We start from the raw sequence: 18,375 nt of genomic DNA on the forward strand, positions 1-18,375 counted from the left end.
CATACCGGCCGCTTGAATCCGCGCGGGAGAGTTCCGGGAACCACCAGCCCACCAGGAGTACGGGTACCCGGACGCCGAAGGAGCAAGTTCTCCCTTGAATCTCTCAGGCCCCGTACCGCGCGGGCGAGGCACATCTGAAAAGCGGGCCGCCCGTCCAGTCCGGCGGCCCCACCCAAGGTGCAAGTCATGACCACCAGTACGCGTGGTCGGGGCGAACCTCTCAGGTTCCGATGACAGATGGGGAGGAACCTCCGCCACGGGGGACCCCTCGCCATCGCCGTCACGCCCGGGAGCACCAGCCATGACCCGTACCCCCCGTACGACCGCCCTCGACGCCCTGCACCGCTCGCTGGGCGCCACGATGACCGACTTCGCCGGCTGGGACATGCCACTGCGCTACGCCAGCGAGCGCGACGAGCACAACGCCGTGCGTACGAAGGCCGGGCTCTTCGACCTGTCCCACATGGGTGAGATCACGGTGTCGGGACCGGACGCGGCGGCGTTCCTGAGCTTCTCGCTCGTGGGCAACATCGCCACGGTCGGTGTCGGCCGCGCCCGCTACACCATGATCTGCCGCGCCGACGGCGGCATCCTCGACGACCTGATCGTCTACCGCCTCGGCGACGCCGAGTTCATGGTCGTCGCCAACGCGGGCAACGCGCAGACCGTGCTCGACGCCCTGACCGAGCGCGTCACCGGGTTCGATGCCGAGGTACGTGACGACCGCGACGCGTACGCGCTGATCGCCGTGCAGGGCCCGCACTCCCCCGCCATCGTGAAGTCCGTCACGGACGCGGACCTGGACGGGCTGAAGTACTACGCAGGTCTGCCGGGCACCGTCGCCGGTGTCGAGGCGCTCATCGCGCGCACCGGCTACACCGGTGAGGACGGCTTCGAGCTGTTCGTCGCCCCCGCCGACGCGGAGAAGCTGTGGCAGGCGCTGACCGAGGCGGGCGCCGAATACGGCCTGATCCCGTGCGGCCTGTCCTGCCGCGACACGCTGCGCCTGGAAGCGGGCATGCCGCTGTACGGGCACGAGCTGACCACGGAGCTGACGCCGTTCGACGCGGGCCTCGGCCGGGTCGTGAAGTTCGAGAAGGACGGCGACTTCGTGGGCCGCGAAGCCCTGACGGCCGCCGCCGAGCGCGCCGAGAGCGCCCCGCCCCGCAAGCTCGTCGGCCTGATCGCCGAGGGCCGCCGCGTCCCGCGCGCGGGCATGCCGGTCGTCCACGAAGGCCAGGTGGTCGGCGAGGTCACCTCCGGCGCCCCCTCCCCGACCCTCGGCAAGCCGCTCGCCATCGCGTACGTGGACGCCGCGCTCGCCGCGCCCGGTACGGCAGGTGTCGGCGTGGACATCCGCGGTACGCATGAGCCGTACGAGGTCGTGGCGCTGCCGTTCTACAAGCGCCAGAAGTGACGCTCGTCGCCCCGCCGCCCTCCCCCACTGTCATCAGCACCCTCCCGCGTACAGGAGAATTCGCCTCATGAGCAACCCCCAGCAGCTGCGTTACAGCAAGGAGCACGAGTGGCTGTCGGCCGTGGAGGACGGCGTCGCCACGGTCGGTATCACGGAGCACGCGGCCAACGCGCTCGGTGACATCGTGTTCGTCCAGCTCCCCGAGGTCGGCGACACCATCACCGCGGGCGAGACCTGCGGCGAGCTGGAGTCCACCAAGTCGGTCTCCGACCTGTACTCCCCCGTCTCGGGCGAGGTCACCGAGGCCAACCAGGACGTCGTCGACGACCCGTCCCTGGTGAACTCGGCCCCCTTCGAGGGCGGCTGGCTGTTCAAGGTCCGCGTCTCCGAGGAGCCGAAGGACCTGCTCACCGCCGACGAGTACACCGAGTTCTCCGGGAGCTGACCGAAGATGTCTGAAAAGTCCGCACTGAACGCGTCCCTGCACGAGCTCGACCCGGACGTGGCCAAGGCCGTCGACGCCGAGCTGCACCGCCAGCAGTCGACCCTGGAAATGATCGCGTCGGAGAACTTCGCCCCGGTCGCCGTCATGGAGGCGCAAGGGTCGGTCCTCACCAACAAGTACGCCGAGGGCTACCCCGGCCGCCGGTACTACGGCGGCTGCGAGCACGTCGACGTCACCGAGCAGATCGCGATCGACCGGGTCAAGGAGCTGTTCGGCGCCGAGTACGCCAACGTGCAGCCGCACTCGGGCGCCTCCGCGAACCAGGCCGCCCTCTTCGCGCTCGCCAAGCCCGGCGACACGATCCTCGGCCTGGACCTGGCGCACGGCGGCCACCTCACGCACGGCATGCGCCTGAACTTCTCCGGCAAGCAGTTCGACGTGGTCGCGTACCACGTCGACGACAACGGCCTGGTCGACATGGCCGAGCTGGAGCGGCTCGCCAAGGAGCACCGCCCGAAGGTGATCATCGCCGGCTGGTCGGCGTACCCGCGCCAGCTGGACTTCGCCGAGTTCCGTCGCATCGCCGACGAGGTCGAGGCGTTCCTGTGGGTCGACATGGCGCACTTCGCGGGCCTGGTGGCCGCGGGCCTGCACCCCAACCCCGTGCCGTACGCGGACGTCGTCACGTCCACGACGCACAAGACGCTCGGCGGTCCGCGCGGCGGCATCATCCTCGCCAAGAAGGACTTCGCGAAGAAGCTGAACTCGTCCGTCTTCCCGGGCTTCCAGGGCGGCCCCCTCGAGCACGTGATCGCGGCGAAGGCGGTCTCCTTCAAGATCGCGGCCTCGGACGACTTCAAGGAGCGCCAGCAGCGCACGATCGAGGGTGCGCGCATCCTCGCCGAGCGGCTGACCTCCGAGGACGCCCGCGCCCACGGCGTGAACGTGCTCTCCGGCGGCACGGACGTGCACCTGGTCCTGGTCGACCTGCGCGAGTCCGAGCTCGACGGGCAGCAGGCCGAGGACCGCCTCCACGAGGTCGGCATCACGGTCAACCGCAACGCCGTCCCGAACGACCCGCGCCCGCCGATGGTCACCTCCGGCCTGCGCATCGGCACGCCCGCCCTCGCCACCCGCGGCTTCACGGCCGAGGACTTCACCGAGGTCGCCGACGTGATCGCCGAGGCGCTCAAGCCGTCCTACGACACGGACGCACTCAAGGCCCGCGTGACCGCATTGGCCGAGAAGCACCCGCTGTACCCCGGCCTGTAAAGATTTCGCGGCAGTTACGTACCCTTGCGTACGTAGACACTTCCGGGGCACCGCGCACACTGGGAACAGCAGAATCCAGCGCGCACGGTGCCCCGCCCGTGTTCCTGAACCCGAACTTCCGCACGACCCCGGCAGACAACGGCGTCTACCACCCACCATTGGAGTCTCACCGTGGCCATCTCGGTCTTCGACCTGTTCTCGATCGGCATCGGCCCGTCCAGCTCCCACACGGTCGGCCCGATGCGCGCGGCGCGCATGTTCGCGCGGCGCCTGAAGAACGAGGGCCTGCTGGCCCACACCGTCTCGATACGCGCCGAGCTGTACGGCTCGCTCGGCGCGACCGGCCACGGCCACGGCACCCCGAAGGCGGTCCTGCTCGGCCTGGAGGGCGAGTCCCCGCGCACCGTCGACGTCGAGCACGCCGACGAGCGCGTGGAGACGATCAAGTCGTCCGGGCGGATCAACCTGCTCTCCGTGCACGACATCGCCTTCTCCTTCGACGACGACCTGATCCTGCACCGCCGCGAGACCCTGCCCTACCACGCCAACGGCATGCGGCTGTGGGCCTGCGACGCCGAGGGTGCCGAGCTGCTGACCAAGACGTACTACTCGGTGGGCGGCGGCTTCGTCGTCGACGAAGATGCCGTGGCGGGTGAGAACCCGGTCGTGCCGGACGACACCGTCCTGAAGTACCCCTTCCGCACCGGCGACGAACTGCTGCGCCTCACCCGCGAGACGGGCCTGTCCATCCCGGCGCTGATGCTGGAGAACGAGAAGGCCTGGCGCACCGAGGACGAGATCCGCTCCGGCCTGCTGGAGCTCTGGCGCGTGATGCAGGCCTGCGTCTCCCGCGGCATGTCCCGCGAGGGCATCCTGCCGGGCGGCCTCAAGGTCCGCCGCCGCGCCGCGGGCTCGGCCCGCAAGCTGCGCGCCGAGGGTGATCCGCTGGCGCACTCCATGGAGTGGATCACGCTGTACGCGATGGCGGTGAACGAGGAGAACGCGGCGGGCGGCCGGGTGGTCACCGCCCCGACGAACGGTGCGGCGGGCATCATCCCGTCCGTTCTGCACTACTACGTGAACTTCGTGCCCGGCGGCTCCGCCCAGGAAAAGGAGGAGGGCGTGGTCCGCTTCCTGCTCTCGGCGGGCGCGATCGGCATGCTCTTCAAGGAGAACGCGTCGATCTCGGGTGCCGAGGTCGGCTGCCAGGGCGAGGTCGGCTCCGCCTGCTCGATGGCGGCGGGCGCGCTCGCCGAGGTCCTCGGCGGCAGCCCCGAGCAGGTCGAGAACGCGGCCGAGATCGGCATGGAGCACAACCTCGGCCTGACCTGCGACCCCGTCGGCGGCCTGGTCCAGATCCCCTGCATCGAGCGCAACGGCATGGCGGCCGTGAAGGCCGTCACCGCCGCCAAGATGGCGATGCGCGGCGACGGCTCCCACAAGGTCTCCCTCGACAAGGTCATCAAGACCATGAAGGAGACCGGCGCGGACATGAGCGTCAAGTACAAGGAGACGGCGCGCGGCGGGCTCGCGGTGAACATCATCGAGTGCTGAGCCGCGCACTTGTCACAGCGTCGCGGTGGTCCCCTCGCCCGACGCGCTGCCCGCGAGCCACTGGTCCCAGCTCACGTTGAAGGCCGCGTAACCGTTGTCGGCCGGGGCCTTGGCGCGCGGGGAGCCGGTGATGGTGATCGGGTCGCCCTGCTTGACCTGCCCGTAGAACCACTTGGCGTCGGCGAGCGACAGGTGGACGCAGCCGTGCGAGCCGCGGGCGCTGCCGCTGCCCGGGTTCGGGTCGCCGGTGGAGTAGTGGACGTAGGTGCCGGACTGGGTGAGGTGGACGTCCCAGGGCAGGGTCAGGTCGTAGTAGTTGGCGCTGCCCTTGTCGCAGCTGATGCCGACGCTGCAGGAGGTCATGTGGACCTTCTCCTGCTTGTCGATGACGGCCATCGTGCCGTTCCAGGTCGGGTACTCGGCGCTGCCCGCGTTGATCGACAGGGTGCGTACCGTCGAGCCGTTCTTGGTGACCTTCATGGTGTGGCCGGTGACGGACACGTCGGCGCGGACGTCGTCGCCGACCTTGAAGGTGTGGGTGTAATTGCGCACGCCGTAGCGCCCGTTGCCGTTGGTCACGTCCTTCATGTCGGCGTCGACCTTCACCGTCGTACCGGAGGGCCAGTACTCCTTCGGCCGCCAGTCGGCACGCTTGTCGCCAAACCAGTGCCAGGCGCCGGCCACCGGCTTCGAGGTGCTCACCTTCATGTGCTTCTCCACGGCGGCACGCGCCTTGGCGGCCACCGGGTCGGTGAACACCACCGAGACCGGCATCGCCACGCCGACCGTGCTGCCGGTCTGCGGGGTGATCGTCTCCAGGAGCATCGGCGGGCCCTTGGGCTTCGCCGGTGCGTGCGACGCGCTCGCACTCGGCTTCCCCGCAGCCTTGCCGTCGTCCCCGCTCGACCCGCTGCCGCCGCTGCAGGCGCTCACGCCTGCCAGCGCCGCAACCGTCACGAGCGCGATCCCTATGCCGCTGCCCTTGCGCCGTCCCACGACCTGCCCCACTCTCTCCGTCACACCGCGCGCCCCGATGGGGCCCACTCCCTGTCCCCCGACTCCTTGTGAGACAGCGGAGAGACCGACGGTAGTTGCGTATCCCCGTGTAAAGCGTGTTCCAAGACTGTGAGCGGGCAAACGACCGCGGACCGAGACGTTGCCCGTCCGACGGTGCCTGACCGGTGACGATGGGTATGCCGATCTCGTCGCTCTCCCCGACTTGGAGGCCCCTCATGATTCGTGGCATCGATGTCAGCGCGTACCAGTCCTCGTTCGACACGGACGGTCTGTCGTTCGTGTTCATCAAGGCGACAGAGGGCCGCAGTTACGTCAACCCGCGGCTGGCCGCGCAGACGAAGAAGGCCCGCGACGCAGGCTGTGTCGTCGGCTTCTACCACTTCCTGTGGCCGGGGAACCTGACGGCACAGGCCGAGTACTTCGTGGGCAAGGCCCCCGAGAAGGCGGGCGACGTGCTGGCCGTCGACTGGGAGACGACCGGGGACGGCACTCGCGCGAGCAACGCCGAGAAGGACAAGTTCATCCGGGAGGTGAAGCGGCTGCGGCCGAACAACCGGGTCGTCCTCTACACGAACAGAAACTTCTGGCGGACCGTCGACACGACGTCGTACGCGGGCGACGGCCTGTGGATCGCCGACTACGTCACGTCGGGAAAGCCGCGCATCGAGGCGGACTGGCTCTTCCACCAGTACACCGACAACCCCCTCGACAAGAACGTGGCCGACTTCGCGAGCAAGGCTGCGCTGCGCGAGTGGGCCACGCCCTGACGAGAAGCGAGGCGGCGGGGTTCAGAGGCAGGCTCTCAGGCGCGCCACTCCGCGGTGCGCTCCGGGGACGCCGCGTCCAGGGCCTTACGGACGGCGATGGCGTCGGACGAGAGGCCGTAGACGGGCGTGCCGGGCTGCTGGCGCCACGAGTCGTCCTGACCGCCCGCGTCGACGGTGTCGAAGCCGATCTCGTCGAGCAGGGCGGTGACGATCTGCTTGGCCGTCGTGCCGTCGCCCGCGATCGGCAGGGCGACGCGCGCCGGGTCGCCGGACGGTCGCTGCTTGTCGAGGATGTCCTGGGCATAGGTGCCGTTGAACGCCTTGACGACCTGGTGGCCGATCTGCCGCTCCGTCCAGCGGCTCTCGGTCAGGCCCTCCTCGATCTCGGCGATCTTCCCGTCGCGCTGCTGCGGGTAGTAGTTGCCGGTGTCGATGACCGTCACGTCGGCGGCGGCCGTGTCCAGGAGGCCCTTGGGCAGGTTCGGGACGGCCTTGAGCGGGATCGTGACGACCACGATCTGCGCGTCCCGCACCGCGTCCTCGATGGTGGCGGCCGTGGCGCCGGTCTCCTCGGCGAGCTCGGTGAGGGTGTGCGGGCCGCGCGAGTTGGCCACGTGGACGTCGTGGCCGACGGCGGTGAAGCGGCGGGTGAGGTTGCCGCCGATGTTGCCCGCGCCGATGATGCCGATCTTCATGTCATGCCCTTCCAGAGGAATTCATGCATGTGCATGGAGTGCGAACCTCGGGCGGTCTCCGGCTATTCCTGGGTGCGGCTCAAAGAGTGACGCCTACTCCGGCCCCGCCCCCAACCTTTCCTTAATAGCCGCCAGTTCCTCTTGCGCCGCGCGCCCCGCCCGTTCCCCGTCCCCCGCCGCGACGGCCTCCACCAGTTCGGCGTGCGCCGCGTCCCCGTGGTCCCGCTCGGCCTGCCGTACGTCGACGAGGCCGAGCAGCTCGATCAGCCCCTGCCGCAGGGCCGGCGCGAACTCCGTGAACAGGTCCGTCAGCACCGGGTTGTGCGCCGCAGCGACGACCGCCGCGTGCAGCGCGACATCGGCGTCCACGAAGGCGTCGCCGGGACCACCCGCGGCCGCCCGCCGCCCTTCGAGCGCGGCCCGCATCGCCGCGATGTCGTCGTCCGTGCGCCGCTCCGCCGCGAGCCGGGCGGCCTGGATCTCCAGGAGGGTGCGTACCTCGTACACGTCACCGACCGCGGCCCTGCGCAACCGCGCCGGCCAGTCCTCGACCGGGCGCAGGGCCGTCACGAACACGCCCGCGCCCTGCCGCGCCCGCACCATCCCGGCCCCGGCGAGTGCGCGCAGCGCCTCGCGGACCGTGGAGCGGCCGACGCCGAGGTCCTTGGCGAGGGTCGTCTCGCCGGGGAGCCGGGCGCCGACGGGCCAGACGCCGTCGGCGATCTGAGCCCGCAGCCGCTCGGCGGCCTGCTCGACGAGAGGGCTGGGGCGGACGGGGCCGAGGGGCTGGGACATCACCGGGAACCAACTTGTCTGAGGAGTACTTGTCTGAGGAGTACTTGTCTGAGGACCTGAGGTGTGACTACTCTACCGACCATGTTCATGGTTCGCGGTCTCCTTCTTCTCGGCTGCCGCGGCGGGGCCTGACGCGACCGGCACCCCGCCGCGGGTCGCCGTGCTGCCGGTCGCACCCGACGACCCAGCCGCGAGAGGCCCCCTCACATGAACACCGTGTTCCGCTGGAACCCGCAGCAGCCCGGCCCCATGCCGTTCCACCGCTACCGCCCCTATCAGGACCGCGTCGACGTGCCGGTGCGGCAGCGGAGTTGGCCCGACCGCACGTTCACCGAGGCTCCCCTGTGGGTCCCCGTCGACCTGCGCGACGGCAACCAGGCGCTGGCCGAGCCGATGGACACCGCCCGCAAGCGCCGCTTCTTCGACCTGTTGGTGGGGATGGGGTTCAAGGAGATCGAGGTCGGCTACCCGTCGGCGAGCCGCGCGGACTTCGACTTCGTACGCCACCTCGTGGACCGCGTCCGGAGCGGCGCCGTGCCCGACGACGTGACCCCCGTCGTCTTCACCCCCGCCAGGCCGGACCTGATCGAGCGGACCTTCGCCTCGATCGACGGGCTGCCCCGCGCGGTCGTGCACCTGTACATCCCGACCTCTCGCGTCTGGCGCGACGTCGTGCTGGGCCGCTCCCGCGCCGAGGTGTGGGAGACGGTGCGGGAGGCGGCCGCGCACATGGCACGGCTTGCCGACGCCAGGCCCGACGCGCACATCCGGTTCCAGTTCGCCCCGGAGACGTTCAACCTGACCGAGCCCGACTTCGTCCTGGAGGTCTGCAACGGCCTGAGCGGGCTGTGGGACGCGAGCCCGGACCGCCCGGTCACCCACAATCTGCCCGCGACGGTCGAGATCGCCACCCCGAACATCTACGCGGACCAGATCGAGTACGCCCACCAGAACCTGGACCGCCGCGACTCCGTCATCCTCTCCGTCCACCCGCACAACGACCGCGGCACCGGCGTCGCCTGCGCCGAACTCGCCGTCCTGGCGGGCGCCCAGCGCGTCGAGGGCTGCCTCTTCGGCAACGGCGAGCGCACGGGCAACGTCGACCTGGTGACCCTCGCGCTGAACCTGTACGCGCAGGGCGTCGACCCGATGATCGACTTCTCCGACATCGACGCGGTGCGCGAGACCGTCGAGCACTGCAACCGCATCGCGGTGCACCCGCGCCACCCCTACGGCGGCGACCTCGTGTACACGGCCTTCTCCGGTACGCACCAGGACGCCATCAGCAAGGGACTCGCCCACCGCGCCGAGCACCCGGACGAGCCCTGGGAGGTGCCGTACCTGCCGATCGACCCGGCCGACGTCGGGCGCACGTACGAGGCCGTCATCCGCGTCAACTCCCAGTCGGGCAAGGGCGGAATGGCGTATCTGCTCAAGGAGCACCATGGGATCGACCTGCCGCGGGAGATGCGGCCGGAGTACGCGCGCGTGGTGCAGGAGGCCACCGACGACAGCGGCGCCGAGGCGAGCCCGGACGAGCTGTACGCGCTGTTCCGTTCGACCTATCTGGACGTCCCGGGACCCGTCGCGCTCATCGACTGGACGGCCCGGCAGGACGGCGCCGTGCACCGCTTCTCCTGCACGGTCCAAGTCGACGGCGCTGTACGGGAGTTGGACGGCAAGGGCAATGGCCCGCTGGCCGCCTTCACCGACGCCCTGCGCGCCGCCGGGCTCGACGTCGGCATCGAGTCGTTCACCCAGCACGGCCTGACCGCGGGCCCTGACAGCGAGGCCGTCGCCTACGTCCACTGCCGGGTCGGCGGCGCCCACGCATGGGGCGCGGCCCGGTCCACCTCGGTGCTGACCGCCTCCGTGCGGGCGGTGCTGTCCGCGGTGAACCGGGCCGCGCCCGGACTGCGCTGACCGGGCCGCGCCCGGCCCGGCCCTCAGGCCTTGTTCAGGTTCGCCCAGAACTCGTCGAACGAGAGGAGCTTGTCCCCGTTGGTGTCCTGTCGGGCGATGAGGGCCTCGGCCACCGTCTCGGTGACGTTGAAGTCGCCCATCTGCGCCATGGCGCTCTTGTACTCGGCCGCCGTGATGAAGCCGTCGCCGTCCGCGTCGAACCGATCGAACGCCGTGCGTGCTTCCTCGATGTCCGCCACCGGGACCACCCCTCGTTTACGTACTGCCGTGCTGTCGGGGTCAGATTATCCGGCCGGGTGAGCGCGGAGTGCGGCGAGTACCCAGGTGAACTCCTCGTCGGGGCGGGGCGTCGGCTCGACGCCCCGTACCAGGGCGACCAGGTCGCGGAACCTGGCGACGTCGTTGTTGGCCGCGTCCCGCAGTCGTTCCAGGACCTCGGCCCGGTCGGCGTCGCCGAGCAGGCCCCGCAGCACCTCGTCCGCGTCCTCGGACCCGGGGGCGACACCGCGCGCGAGGGCCTCGCCCGCGAGCTGCACCAGGCGGCTCATGAACCACAGTGAGCTGCCGGGCGGCGCGTCCGGGCCGCGGTCGGCGTTGTTGAACTCGATCATCCGGCGCATGTGGGCGCGGAAGCCGGCGTCCTGCATCAGCTCGGCCAGCTCCACCCAGGCGTCGACCTGGGAACTCGACGGGTCGTCGGGCAGGTCCGGGACCATGACCCGCATCCGGTTGCGGATGTCGGGGTCGGCGGCGTCCAGACCGCCGAACGTCTCCTCCATGAAGTGGTCGATGATGTGCTTGCGTTCGGCGGCGGAGAGCCGCGCCAGCCTGTTCATGAGAGCCATCTCCTCGGTGGTCGAGTTGCGCTTCGCGACCGTCGACAGCACCGCCCGGTTCAGCCGCAGCGTCCGCATCTGCGCGTCGAGCGCCGCCACATGCGCGGCGGCCACCGACGCGATGTCCCGCTCCCCGCCCAGTACTTGCCGTACGTCGTCCAGGCCGAGGCCCAGTTCGCGCAAGGTGCGGATCAGTTCCAGGCGGGCCACCGACTCCGCGTCGTACAGTCGGTAGCCGCCGTCGCTGCGGGTCGCGGGGTGCAGGACGCCCTCGTCGGACCAGTAGCGGATGGTGCGCACCGTGAGGCCGGTGCGGCGGGCCAGCTGTCCGATCGTGAGCAGCTGCGGGCCGTCGTCGATCATGTCGAGGAGTCTGGGCCTTCCAGCGGGTGGAGACTCAAGCGTGGAGACTGAAGCGAGGAGCCAAGGTGAGTCTGCGTGACATTCTGGACGCTGCGGCGAAGGGTGTCTTCCCACCGCCGGACGGGACGACGACGGTCGTGCCGCAGATGTGCGCGCGGGACGCCGGAGTGATCGCGTTCACGGCGCACACCGTGGTCTTCACCGACGAGCCCGAGGAGTGGGTGCGCGAGGCGCTGGCGGCGGTGGACTGCGATCCGCTCGCGGCGTCGATGAACGCCCGGTTCCTCGGCGCGTTCATGGACCGCACGGGCCGCGCCCACGACACGATCGACCTGCTGACGGTGGCGTCGGCCCTCGCGGGCCCGCCACCCCTTGCGCTGCGTGAGATCAGGGACAGGGAGCACCCCCGGGTGGCGCGGGCCCTCACGCACCGGGACGAGGTGCGGGTGTGGGAGGCGGACGGCGGCGTACTGGTGCTCGGGCGCGGGATCGGCGGCCGCCCTGAGGCCGCGATCGAGGTGGACGAAGGCGTACGCCACCGCGGTCTCGGGCGGCAACTGGCGGTCGCCGCCCGGCACTTGGTGAGGGACGAGTTCGTCTGGTCGCAGCAGTCGCCGGGCAATGCACGCAGCGTCCGGGTGTTCGGGGCGGCAGGTTACCGGGCGGTGGGGTCGGAGGCGCTGATGCTCGCCCCCTGAGCGCCTGGCTCGACTACCTGAAGATGCCGGTGTGGCCGAGGGAGTAGCGGCCGGGCTGCGGGTACACCGCGAGTCCGTGCGGGCCGTTGCCCACGGGGATGCGGGCCACCTGCACACCCGTACGCGTGTCGATGGCGTACACCTCGGAGTCGTAACGGCCGGAGAGCCACAGCGTGTTGCCGTCCGCCGAGACGCCGCCCATGTCGGGGCTGCCGCCCTGCGGCAGCTTCCACTTCTTCGTCAGCCGGTCCCGGGCGAAGTCGAAGATCGAGATGGTGCCCTCGCCGCGGTTGGTGACGTACATCTCCTTGGAGTCGCGGCTGACGTAGAGGCCGTGCGTGCCCTTGCCGGTCGGCAGCAGTTTCGGCCTGCCGAAGGTGTCGCCGTCCAGGACCCACATGCCGTTGGCCATCATGTCGGCGACGTAGAACTTCTTCCCGTCCGGGGACATCTTGACGTCCTGCGGCATGGCCCCCTGGAAGGGGAGCTTCTGCTGGGCGACGACCTTCATCTTCGCCGTGTCGACCTTCAGGAGTTCACCGCTGAATTCGCAGCTGACGATGAAGTAGCGGCCGTCGAGCGAGAAGTCGGCGTGGTTGACGCCGTAGCAGCTGACCGGTTCGGCGTGCTCGATCTTCATGGTGTGCGGATCGCGGAAGACCAGCTGGCGGTCGAGCGAGGCCATCACGACGGCGTGCTTGCCGTCGGGTGTGAAGTACAGGTTGTACGGGTCGTGCACGTCGACCGGCCGGCCCGCCTTCCCGGTCCTCGGGTCGAGCGGGGTGAGCGTGTTCCCGCGGTCGTTGTTGACCCAGAGCGTCTTCATGTCCCAGGACGGGACGACGTGCTGGGGCTGTCGCCCGACCGGGATCGTCTCGGTGACCTTGAACGTCTTCGGGTCGATGACGGTGACCGAGTCGGACTCGGTGTTGGGAACGTAGACGCGGGACGGGAAGTCCTTCACCACCGGCGAGAGCTTGTTCGGCCGGTCCGCGGCGTACACGTCCTTGGGGTCGAGGACGGGCGGCATACCCGGCAGCCCGTGCACCGCCTGCTGCTTCGGCGCCGCCGGCCTGACCGGGTTCACGGCGCCCTGGGTGGTGCGGTCCGCGGTGTCCTCGGCGCCGCACCCCACGAGTGCGGCGAGGACGACGGTGGCGGCGGCGAGCAGCACGCCGCTGCGCCGGCTCGGGCGGGCCTTCGGGGAGGGGGGCGGGGTGATGTTCACGTGAGCAGCTCCGTGCAGGTCACCGCGGACAGGCCGCGACGGTCGAGGTGGTCCAGGAGGGGCGGCAGGGCGGCGATCGTGTCCCGGTATCCGAAGTGCAGGCTGACGACCGAGCCGGACCGCGCGGCCGAGGTGACGTTGGTGACGACGGTGTCCGCGCCGGGCGAGGTGAAGTCCAGCGAGTCGACGTCGTACGAGAGGACGTGCGGGTATCCGGCGCGCTGGGCGAGGCGGGTGACGAGCGGGGTCGCCGTCTGCGTGCGCGAGGGCCGGAACCAGGTGCCGATGGAGCCGGTGAGACGGCGCAGGCGCTCGGCGCATCCGGTGATCTCGGCGTACGCGTCGGCCTCGGACATGGTGTTGACGGAGCGGTGGTGAAGGGTGTGGTTGCCCAGGTCGTGGCCGCCGTCGAGGATGCGCCGGGCGACGGCCGGATGCTCGTCGAGCCACGTGCCGACGGCGAGCACGGTGATGTGGGCGCGGGCCCGCTCGGCCTCTTTCAGGACGGCGTACGCGATGGCCGGGTCGCCCTGGCCGTGGAAGGTGAGGGCGACCCGGCCGCCGGTGCGCGGGCCGTGGTCGATCTGGGCGGGCAGGCCGGGGAGCCGGCGGGGGCCGGGTGCGGCGCGGGCGGGGCGGGCGGGGCTCGGGGACGCCGAGTGGGCGGCCGGTGCGGGCGTGGGCGCCTGCCGTTCGGCGGCGCAACCGGTGGCGTTTCCGGTGGCGAGGGCGGCGGTGAGCCCGGCGCCGACGCGCAGGGCCGAGCGGCGTCGGATCGGTTCTGCCTGTGTCACCCGCCCATTTAAGAGGCTTCACGGACAAAAGCCGCTTACCGACCCGAGGGCCTTAACGATTACTGCTTGCAGGGTGTATTTATTCTTTATTTAAGAGGTTCGTGGCCCAGATCACCAATGATTCATTTGGCCCACGGTGGCCCCGTCTGCCATGATCGGTGCCACGACCCCCATTGACCCGGGCCAGGTCGTCGTCAGACGCCGCGGACTACACCCCCCACTGTTCGCGGCGCACCACATGAAAGCCCCCGCGGCGCCGTACGACGGCGAAAACGGGGGCTTTCATGCGTGCGGGGCCGGTGCGTACCGGGATCAGCGGTCGGCGACCCGCATCTCGAACCAGGTCGTCTTGCCGCGGGGCAGCAGGTCGACGCCCCAGCGGTCGGAGAGCTTGTCGACGAGGAAGAGGCCGCGACCGGAGATGTCGAACGCCTGCACGGGCATCAGACACGGCAGGCCGCGCGACGGATCGCGCACCTCCACGCGGATCCAGCCCCGGCGGCGCAGCATGCGCAGCCCGAAGACGCGGGCACCGGTGTGCCGCACGGCGTTGCCGACGAGCTCGGAGACGAGCAGGACCGCGTCCTCGGTCATCTTCGGGGACAGACCCCAGTGCCGCAGGACGATGACCTGGGCGAGGCGGCGGGCGGTCGCCGCCGATTCAGGGCGTGACGGCAGAGGCACCTCCGCCTCGGTCGGATTCCCGAACAACTCGAGCGCCCGCAGCGCATGTTCGTCCTCGACCGCGGGAGACCAGCGCGCCGCGGTCGCACTTCCGTGCCGTCGCGGCTGTTCGACACCCTCAAGCCCCGCCATGCCCCCATGATGGCTGCAGAGACGGGGTCTTGGGGCCGTTCCGGCCGAATAGACCCCCCGGAACGCCTTATTCCGGAGGGCCGTATCGGCATATGCCACAGGCACTTAAGGGGTCTGCGCGTACCCTCTGACCTGCGATGACTTACCGTGTGCGACCGATTCGTGATCGTCACGGACAAGGTTTGCTTAAGGCTGCCTTAAGGTTCGGATAATGCGCCCCAACGAGGTACGGGATCAACTCGACTCAGTCACAGGGGAGTTGACGGGCGCATCTGAGGGTCCCTCAGGCGAACTTCGCCTTGCCCGGACCTTCCTCCACAAAGCTGCGCATTCCGGTCTCCCGGTCCTCGGTCGCGAACAGACCCGCGAACCAGCCGCGTTCGATGGCGAGGCCCGTCTCCAGGTCCGTCTCCAGGCCCGCGTCGATGGACTCCTTCGCGGCGCGCAGGGCGATCGCGGGGCCCTGCGCCAGCTTCGCCGCCCAGGTGTGCGCCGCCGCGAAGACCTCCCCGGCCGGCACGACCCGGTCCACCAGGCCGATGGCGAGCGCCTCTTCGGCCTTCACCTGACGTCCGGTGAAGATCAGGTCCTTGGCCTTGGCGGGGCCGACCAGGCGGGCCAGGCGCTGGGTGCCGCCGGCGCCGGGGATCAGGCCGAGCAGGATCTCCGGCTGGCCGAGCTTGGCGTTCTCCCCGGCGATCCGGAAGTCGGCGCAGAGCGCCAACTCGCAGCCGCCGCCCAGCGCGTACCCCGTGACGGCGGCCACCACCGGCTTGGGGATGCGGGCCACCGCGCTGAACGAGTCCTGGAGGGCGCGGGACCGCACGACCATGGCCGCGTGGTCCATGGCCTGCATCTCCTTGATGTCCGCACCGGCCGCGAAGACCTTCTCGCTGCCGCGAACGACCACGGCCCGTACCTCGGTACGGGCCGTGACCTCTGCTGCCAGTTCCTTGATGCGGTCCTGTGTGGCGACATCCAGGGCGTTCATCGGGGGGCGGTCGAGGCGGATCGTGCCCACCCCGTCGGCGATTTCCAGGTGTACGGTCATGGCCCGCAGGTTAGCGGCCGTTCACAGGAACCCCGCGGCTGCCCCTACTTCTTCCACTCCGCCCAGCTCATGTTCCAGCCGTTGAACCCGTTGTCCGGGGCCACCGTCTTGTCGTGGGTGTTCTTGACCACCACGACGTCGCCGATCATCGACGAGTTGAAGAACCAGGCGGCCGGGACCTTGCTGTCGTAGCCGCCGCGGACGTCGCGCAGGCCGACGCAGCCGTGGCTCGCGTTGTAGTTGCCGAAGGCGCCGCCGCCCCAGTAGTTGCCGTGGATGAACGTGCCGGAGGTGGTCAGGCGCATGGCGTGCGGGACGTCCTTGATGTCGTACTCGCCGCCGTAGCCGACCGTCTCGCCGTTCATCCGGGTCACCGTGAGCTTCTCGCTGATGACCATCTGGCCGTCCCAGGTCTCGTAGCCCGGCTTGCCCGTGGTGATCGCGATCTTCTTGAGGGTCTTGCCGTCCCGCTTGACCGTCATCATGTGCGTCTTCGCGTCGACCGTGGAGACCTGGCTGCGGCCGACGGTGAACTTCACCGTGCGGACCTGCTTGCCGTAGACGCCAGGACGCCCCTCGACACCGTCGAGGTTCAGCTTCACGGTGACCTCGGTGCCGGACGCCCAGTACTTCTCGGGCCGGAAGTCGATGCGGTCGTTGCCGAACCAGTGGCTCTCGACCGGGACGGCGGGCTCCGTCTTCACGGTGATCGCCTTCTCGACGTCCTCGGGGTGCGTGATGCCCCGCGTGAAGTGGACCGAGAACGGCATGCCGACGCCGACCTGGGAACCGTCCTCCGGCGTGAACGTACCGACGAAGGTGTTCTTCGGCGTGAGTGTGGTGAAGGTGGTGTCCTTGGCCGACTCCCGCCCGTCCTTGTCCTTCGCCACCGCGTGCACCGTGTACTTGGTGGACGCGGCCAGGTGGTGGGCGGGAGCCCAGCTGTCGCTGCCGGTGATGTCACCCTCGACCGCGTTGCCCTTGGAGTCCGCGACCTTCACCTCGGTCAACTTGCCCTTGGCAGCGGTGACCTTGAGGGCCCCGCTGGTGGCGACACCGCCCGCGCCGTCCTTCGGCGCGACGGTCACGACGGCCTGTGACGCCTCGGCCGCCTTGCCCGATTTTCCCTTGCCGTCGTGACCTGAATTACCCCCGCCACCGCACGCGGTGACCAGCAGCAGTGCTGCCCCCAGCAGAGCCGCCGATATCGGTCGTCGCCCGTTCAAAATGTCCTTCTCCCCTCGCACGGCCTCGGTCCAAGGCCCGCACCCCTGCGCGTCTGCGCGCGCGTTTGAAAGATTAACTGCACGACCTGGGAAAACGGCCCCCCACATATGTCACCGTTCGGTCCCAACGGCCGTGCAGGGCCCCCCTTTCCGCGCTCCCGTGGGCTACGAACCCGCCGCGGCCCCCGCCGTCCACTGCTTCCAGTCCATGTTCCAGCCCCCGAGGCCGTTGTCAGGAGCCACTTTCTTGTCAGCGCTGTTCTTCACCTCGACGACGTCGCCGATGAGCGTGCGGTCGAAGAACCAGCCCGCGGGCGTGGCCGAACTGCCGCCCTTCACGTCGCGCAGCCCGACACAGCCGTGACTGACGTTGCTGGAGCCGAAGGCGCCGCCCGACCAGTAATTGCCGTGCAGGAACGTGCCGGAGTCGGTGAGCCGGATCGCGTGCGGCACATCCGGGATGTCGTACTCGCCGCCGAAGCCGACCGTGCGGCTGTTCATGCGGGTGACGTCGAGCATCTCGGTGACGACCATCTTCCCGTTGTACGTCGTCGAGTTCGGCGCCCCCGCCGTGATCGGCAGGGTGTCGAGGAGCTCGCCGTCCTTGCGGACCTGCATCGTGTGCGCCGCCGCGTCGACCACGCTGACCTGGCTGCGGCCGATGGTGAAGGAGAACGACTTGTGCTGCAGGCCGTAGACACCGGGAGCGCCCTCGACGTCGCGCAGCCCCAGGTCGACGGTGACCTCGGTGCCGGGCTTCCAGTACTTCTCGGGGCGGAAGTCGAGGCGCGACTTCCCGAACCAGTGCGGGGCGACCCGCACGGCGGGCCGGGTCCTGACCCGGACGGCGCGCTCGACCGCGGCACGGTTCTCGATGTCGCGGTTGAACTCCAGCTTCACGATCATGCCCGTGCCGACCGTGGCACGGTTCTCGGGCGTCACGTAGCCGATGAACCGCTCGTCGGGGACGAACGTCGTGAAGGTGGTGTGGCGGGCCATCCGGCGGCCGCCGCCGTCGGTCGCCACCGCGTCGACGGTGTACTTCGCGCCGAGCGTCAGCCGGTCCGCGCCGGGGCCCGTCTGCCGCCACCGGGTGCCGTCGTCCTCCAGGCGCCCCGGCACCGCCTCCTCCTGCGCGTCCTGCACTTTGACGACCTTCACCGACTCCAACCGGCCCTCGGGGACCTCGACCTGGAGCCTGTCGTCCGCCTTCACGTCCTTGCTCGCGTCGTCCGGTGCGACCCGGATCAGCTCTTCCGGCGAGCGGGGCTTGCCGAACGTCCCGCCCGCGTCGCATCCGGCGAGCCCGCCGAGAAGTCCTGCCCATGTCAGTACGGCGGCCAGTGTCGCCCCTGCGCGCCGCGCGCGCCCCACAGCTGTTCTCACGAGAGGCCAACGACGCTCCCCCCGCTGGGGAAACGTGAGTGCGACCCAAGCTCTGGGCAGAACAGAGAGGAGGGGACGGGGCCTGGTCGGGA

At 70.0% G+C, this 18,375-nt stretch carries 18 protein-coding genes and 1 riboswitch; of the genes, 7 read left to right on the forward strand and 11 right to left on the reverse strand.

What is annotated here, in order from left to right:
* Nucleotides 1-13 precede the first annotated feature (13 nt).
* A riboswitch (glycine riboswitch) is annotated at nt 14-128 on the forward strand.
* Between the two features lie 173 nt (nt 129-301).
* The 4 genes from gcvT (at nt 302) to ACIREE_RS23025 (ending at nt 4,688) form a co-directional block, all read left to right on the forward strand.
* Nucleotides 302-1,417, forward strand: a complete 1,116-nt coding sequence (gcvT, locus tag ACIREE_RS23010; protein WP_404155040.1) for a glycine cleavage system aminomethyltransferase GcvT — start codon at nt 302-304, stop codon at nt 1,415-1,417.
* A gap of 67 nt (nt 1,418-1,484) precedes the next feature.
* Nucleotides 1,485-1,862, forward strand: a complete 378-nt coding sequence (gene gcvH, locus ACIREE_RS23015) for a glycine cleavage system protein GcvH (RefSeq protein ID WP_404155043.1) — start codon at nt 1,485-1,487, stop codon at nt 1,860-1,862.
* Nucleotides 1,863-1,868: 6 nt separating this feature from the next.
* Nucleotides 1,869-3,134: a serine hydroxymethyltransferase gene (glyA, locus tag ACIREE_RS23020; RefSeq protein ID WP_404155046.1), complete on the forward strand. Its 1,266-nt coding sequence runs from the start codon at nt 1,869-1,871 to the stop codon at nt 3,132-3,134.
* Between the two features lie 171 nt (nt 3,135-3,305).
* Nucleotides 3,306-4,688, forward strand: coding sequence for an L-serine ammonia-lyase (locus tag ACIREE_RS23025; RefSeq protein ID WP_404155049.1), 1,383 nt, complete (start codon nt 3,306-3,308; stop codon nt 4,686-4,688).
* Between the two features lie 12 nt (nt 4,689-4,700).
* On the opposite strand, the gene ACIREE_RS23030 is transcribed toward ACIREE_RS23025, so the two are convergent.
* Nucleotides 4,701-5,684: an Ig-like domain-containing protein gene (locus tag ACIREE_RS23030; protein ID WP_404155206.1), complete on the reverse strand. Its 984-nt coding sequence runs from the start codon at nt 5,682-5,684 to the stop codon at nt 4,701-4,703.
* Nucleotides 5,685-5,920: 236 nt separating this feature from the next.
* Here ACIREE_RS23030 and ACIREE_RS23035 point away from each other — a divergent pair, with 236 nt between their 5' ends.
* Entirely contained in the window at nt 5,921-6,472 is a 552-nt protein-coding gene (locus ACIREE_RS23035; RefSeq protein WP_404155052.1) for a glycoside hydrolase family 25 protein, read from the forward strand.
* Between the two features lie 35 nt (nt 6,473-6,507).
* On the opposite strand, the gene ACIREE_RS23040 is transcribed toward ACIREE_RS23035, so the two are convergent.
* Both ACIREE_RS23040 and ACIREE_RS23045 read right to left on the reverse strand, forming a co-directional pair.
* Nucleotides 6,508-7,167 (reverse strand): NADPH-dependent F420 reductase, encoded by a 660-nt coding sequence (locus tag ACIREE_RS23040; RefSeq protein WP_404155055.1) that lies wholly within the window; start codon nt 7,165-7,167, stop codon nt 6,508-6,510.
* Nucleotides 7,168-7,260: 93 nt separating this feature from the next.
* Entirely contained in the window at nt 7,261-7,962 is a 702-nt protein-coding gene (locus tag ACIREE_RS23045; RefSeq protein ID WP_404155058.1) for a FadR/GntR family transcriptional regulator, read from the reverse strand.
* 207 nt (nt 7,963-8,169) lie between these two features.
* Here ACIREE_RS23045 and leuA point away from each other — a divergent pair, with 207 nt between their 5' ends.
* Nucleotides 8,170-9,885 carry a 2-isopropylmalate synthase gene (leuA, locus tag ACIREE_RS23050; protein WP_404155061.1) on the forward strand — a complete coding sequence of 572 codons (1,716 nt, stop codon included), beginning with the start codon at nt 8,170-8,172 and terminating at the stop codon, nt 9,883-9,885.
* A 23-nt stretch (nt 9,886-9,908) separates the two neighbouring features.
* Here leuA and ACIREE_RS23055 read toward each other — a convergent pair whose 3' ends face one another.
* Nucleotides 9,909-10,124, reverse strand: a complete 216-nt coding sequence (locus ACIREE_RS23055; protein WP_404155064.1) for an EF-hand domain-containing protein — start codon at nt 10,122-10,124, stop codon at nt 9,909-9,911.
* A 45-nt stretch (nt 10,125-10,169) separates the two neighbouring features.
* Entirely contained in the window at nt 10,170-11,084 is a 915-nt protein-coding gene (locus tag ACIREE_RS23060; RefSeq protein WP_404155067.1) for a MerR family transcriptional regulator, read from the reverse strand.
* A 65-nt stretch (nt 11,085-11,149) separates the two neighbouring features.
* Here ACIREE_RS23060 and ACIREE_RS23065 point away from each other — a divergent pair, with 65 nt between their 5' ends.
* Nucleotides 11,150-11,782 carry a GNAT family N-acetyltransferase gene (locus ACIREE_RS23065; RefSeq protein WP_404155070.1) on the forward strand — a complete coding sequence of 211 codons (633 nt, stop codon included), beginning with the start codon at nt 11,150-11,152 and terminating at the stop codon, nt 11,780-11,782.
* A gap of 13 nt (nt 11,783-11,795) precedes the next feature.
* On the opposite strand, the gene ACIREE_RS23070 is transcribed toward ACIREE_RS23065, so the two are convergent.
* The 6 genes from ACIREE_RS23070 to ACIREE_RS23095 all read right to left on the reverse strand — a co-directional run bounded on the left by ACIREE_RS23070 (nt 11,796) and on the right by ACIREE_RS23095 (nt 18,283).
* Complete coding sequence (locus tag ACIREE_RS23070) at nt 11,796-13,004, reverse strand: PQQ-binding-like beta-propeller repeat protein (protein ID WP_404155209.1); 1,209 nt, start codon at nt 13,002-13,004, stop codon at nt 11,796-11,798.
* 2 nt (nt 13,005-13,006) lie between these two features.
* A complete protein-coding gene (locus tag ACIREE_RS23075) occupies nt 13,007-13,804 on the reverse strand; it encodes a polysaccharide deacetylase family protein (protein ID WP_404155072.1) in 798 nt (265 codons plus the stop codon).
* Between the two features lie 312 nt (nt 13,805-14,116).
* Complete coding sequence (locus tag ACIREE_RS23080; RefSeq protein ID WP_404155075.1) at nt 14,117-14,620, reverse strand: ATP-binding protein; 504 nt, start codon at nt 14,618-14,620, stop codon at nt 14,117-14,119.
* A 283-nt stretch (nt 14,621-14,903) separates the two neighbouring features.
* Nucleotides 14,904-15,671, reverse strand: a complete 768-nt coding sequence (locus ACIREE_RS23085) for an enoyl-CoA hydratase/isomerase family protein (protein ID WP_404155078.1) — start codon at nt 15,669-15,671, stop codon at nt 14,904-14,906.
* Between the two features lie 44 nt (nt 15,672-15,715).
* The gene (locus ACIREE_RS23090) at nt 15,716-16,897 is read right to left on the reverse strand and encodes an Ig-like domain-containing protein (protein WP_404155081.1); all 1,182 of its coding nucleotides are present in this window, start codon (nt 16,895-16,897) and stop codon (nt 15,716-15,718) included.
* Between the two features lie 165 nt (nt 16,898-17,062).
* Nucleotides 17,063-18,283, reverse strand: coding sequence for an Ig-like domain-containing protein (locus tag ACIREE_RS23095; RefSeq protein ID WP_404155084.1), 1,221 nt, complete (start codon nt 18,281-18,283; stop codon nt 17,063-17,065).
* Nucleotides 18,284-18,375 lie beyond the last annotated feature (92 nt).

Source organism: Streptomyces sp. NPDC102467 (genome assembly GCF_044765445.1).
In the GTDB taxonomy this organism is placed as follows: Bacteria; Actinomycetota; Actinomycetes; order Streptomycetales; family Streptomycetaceae; genus Streptomyces.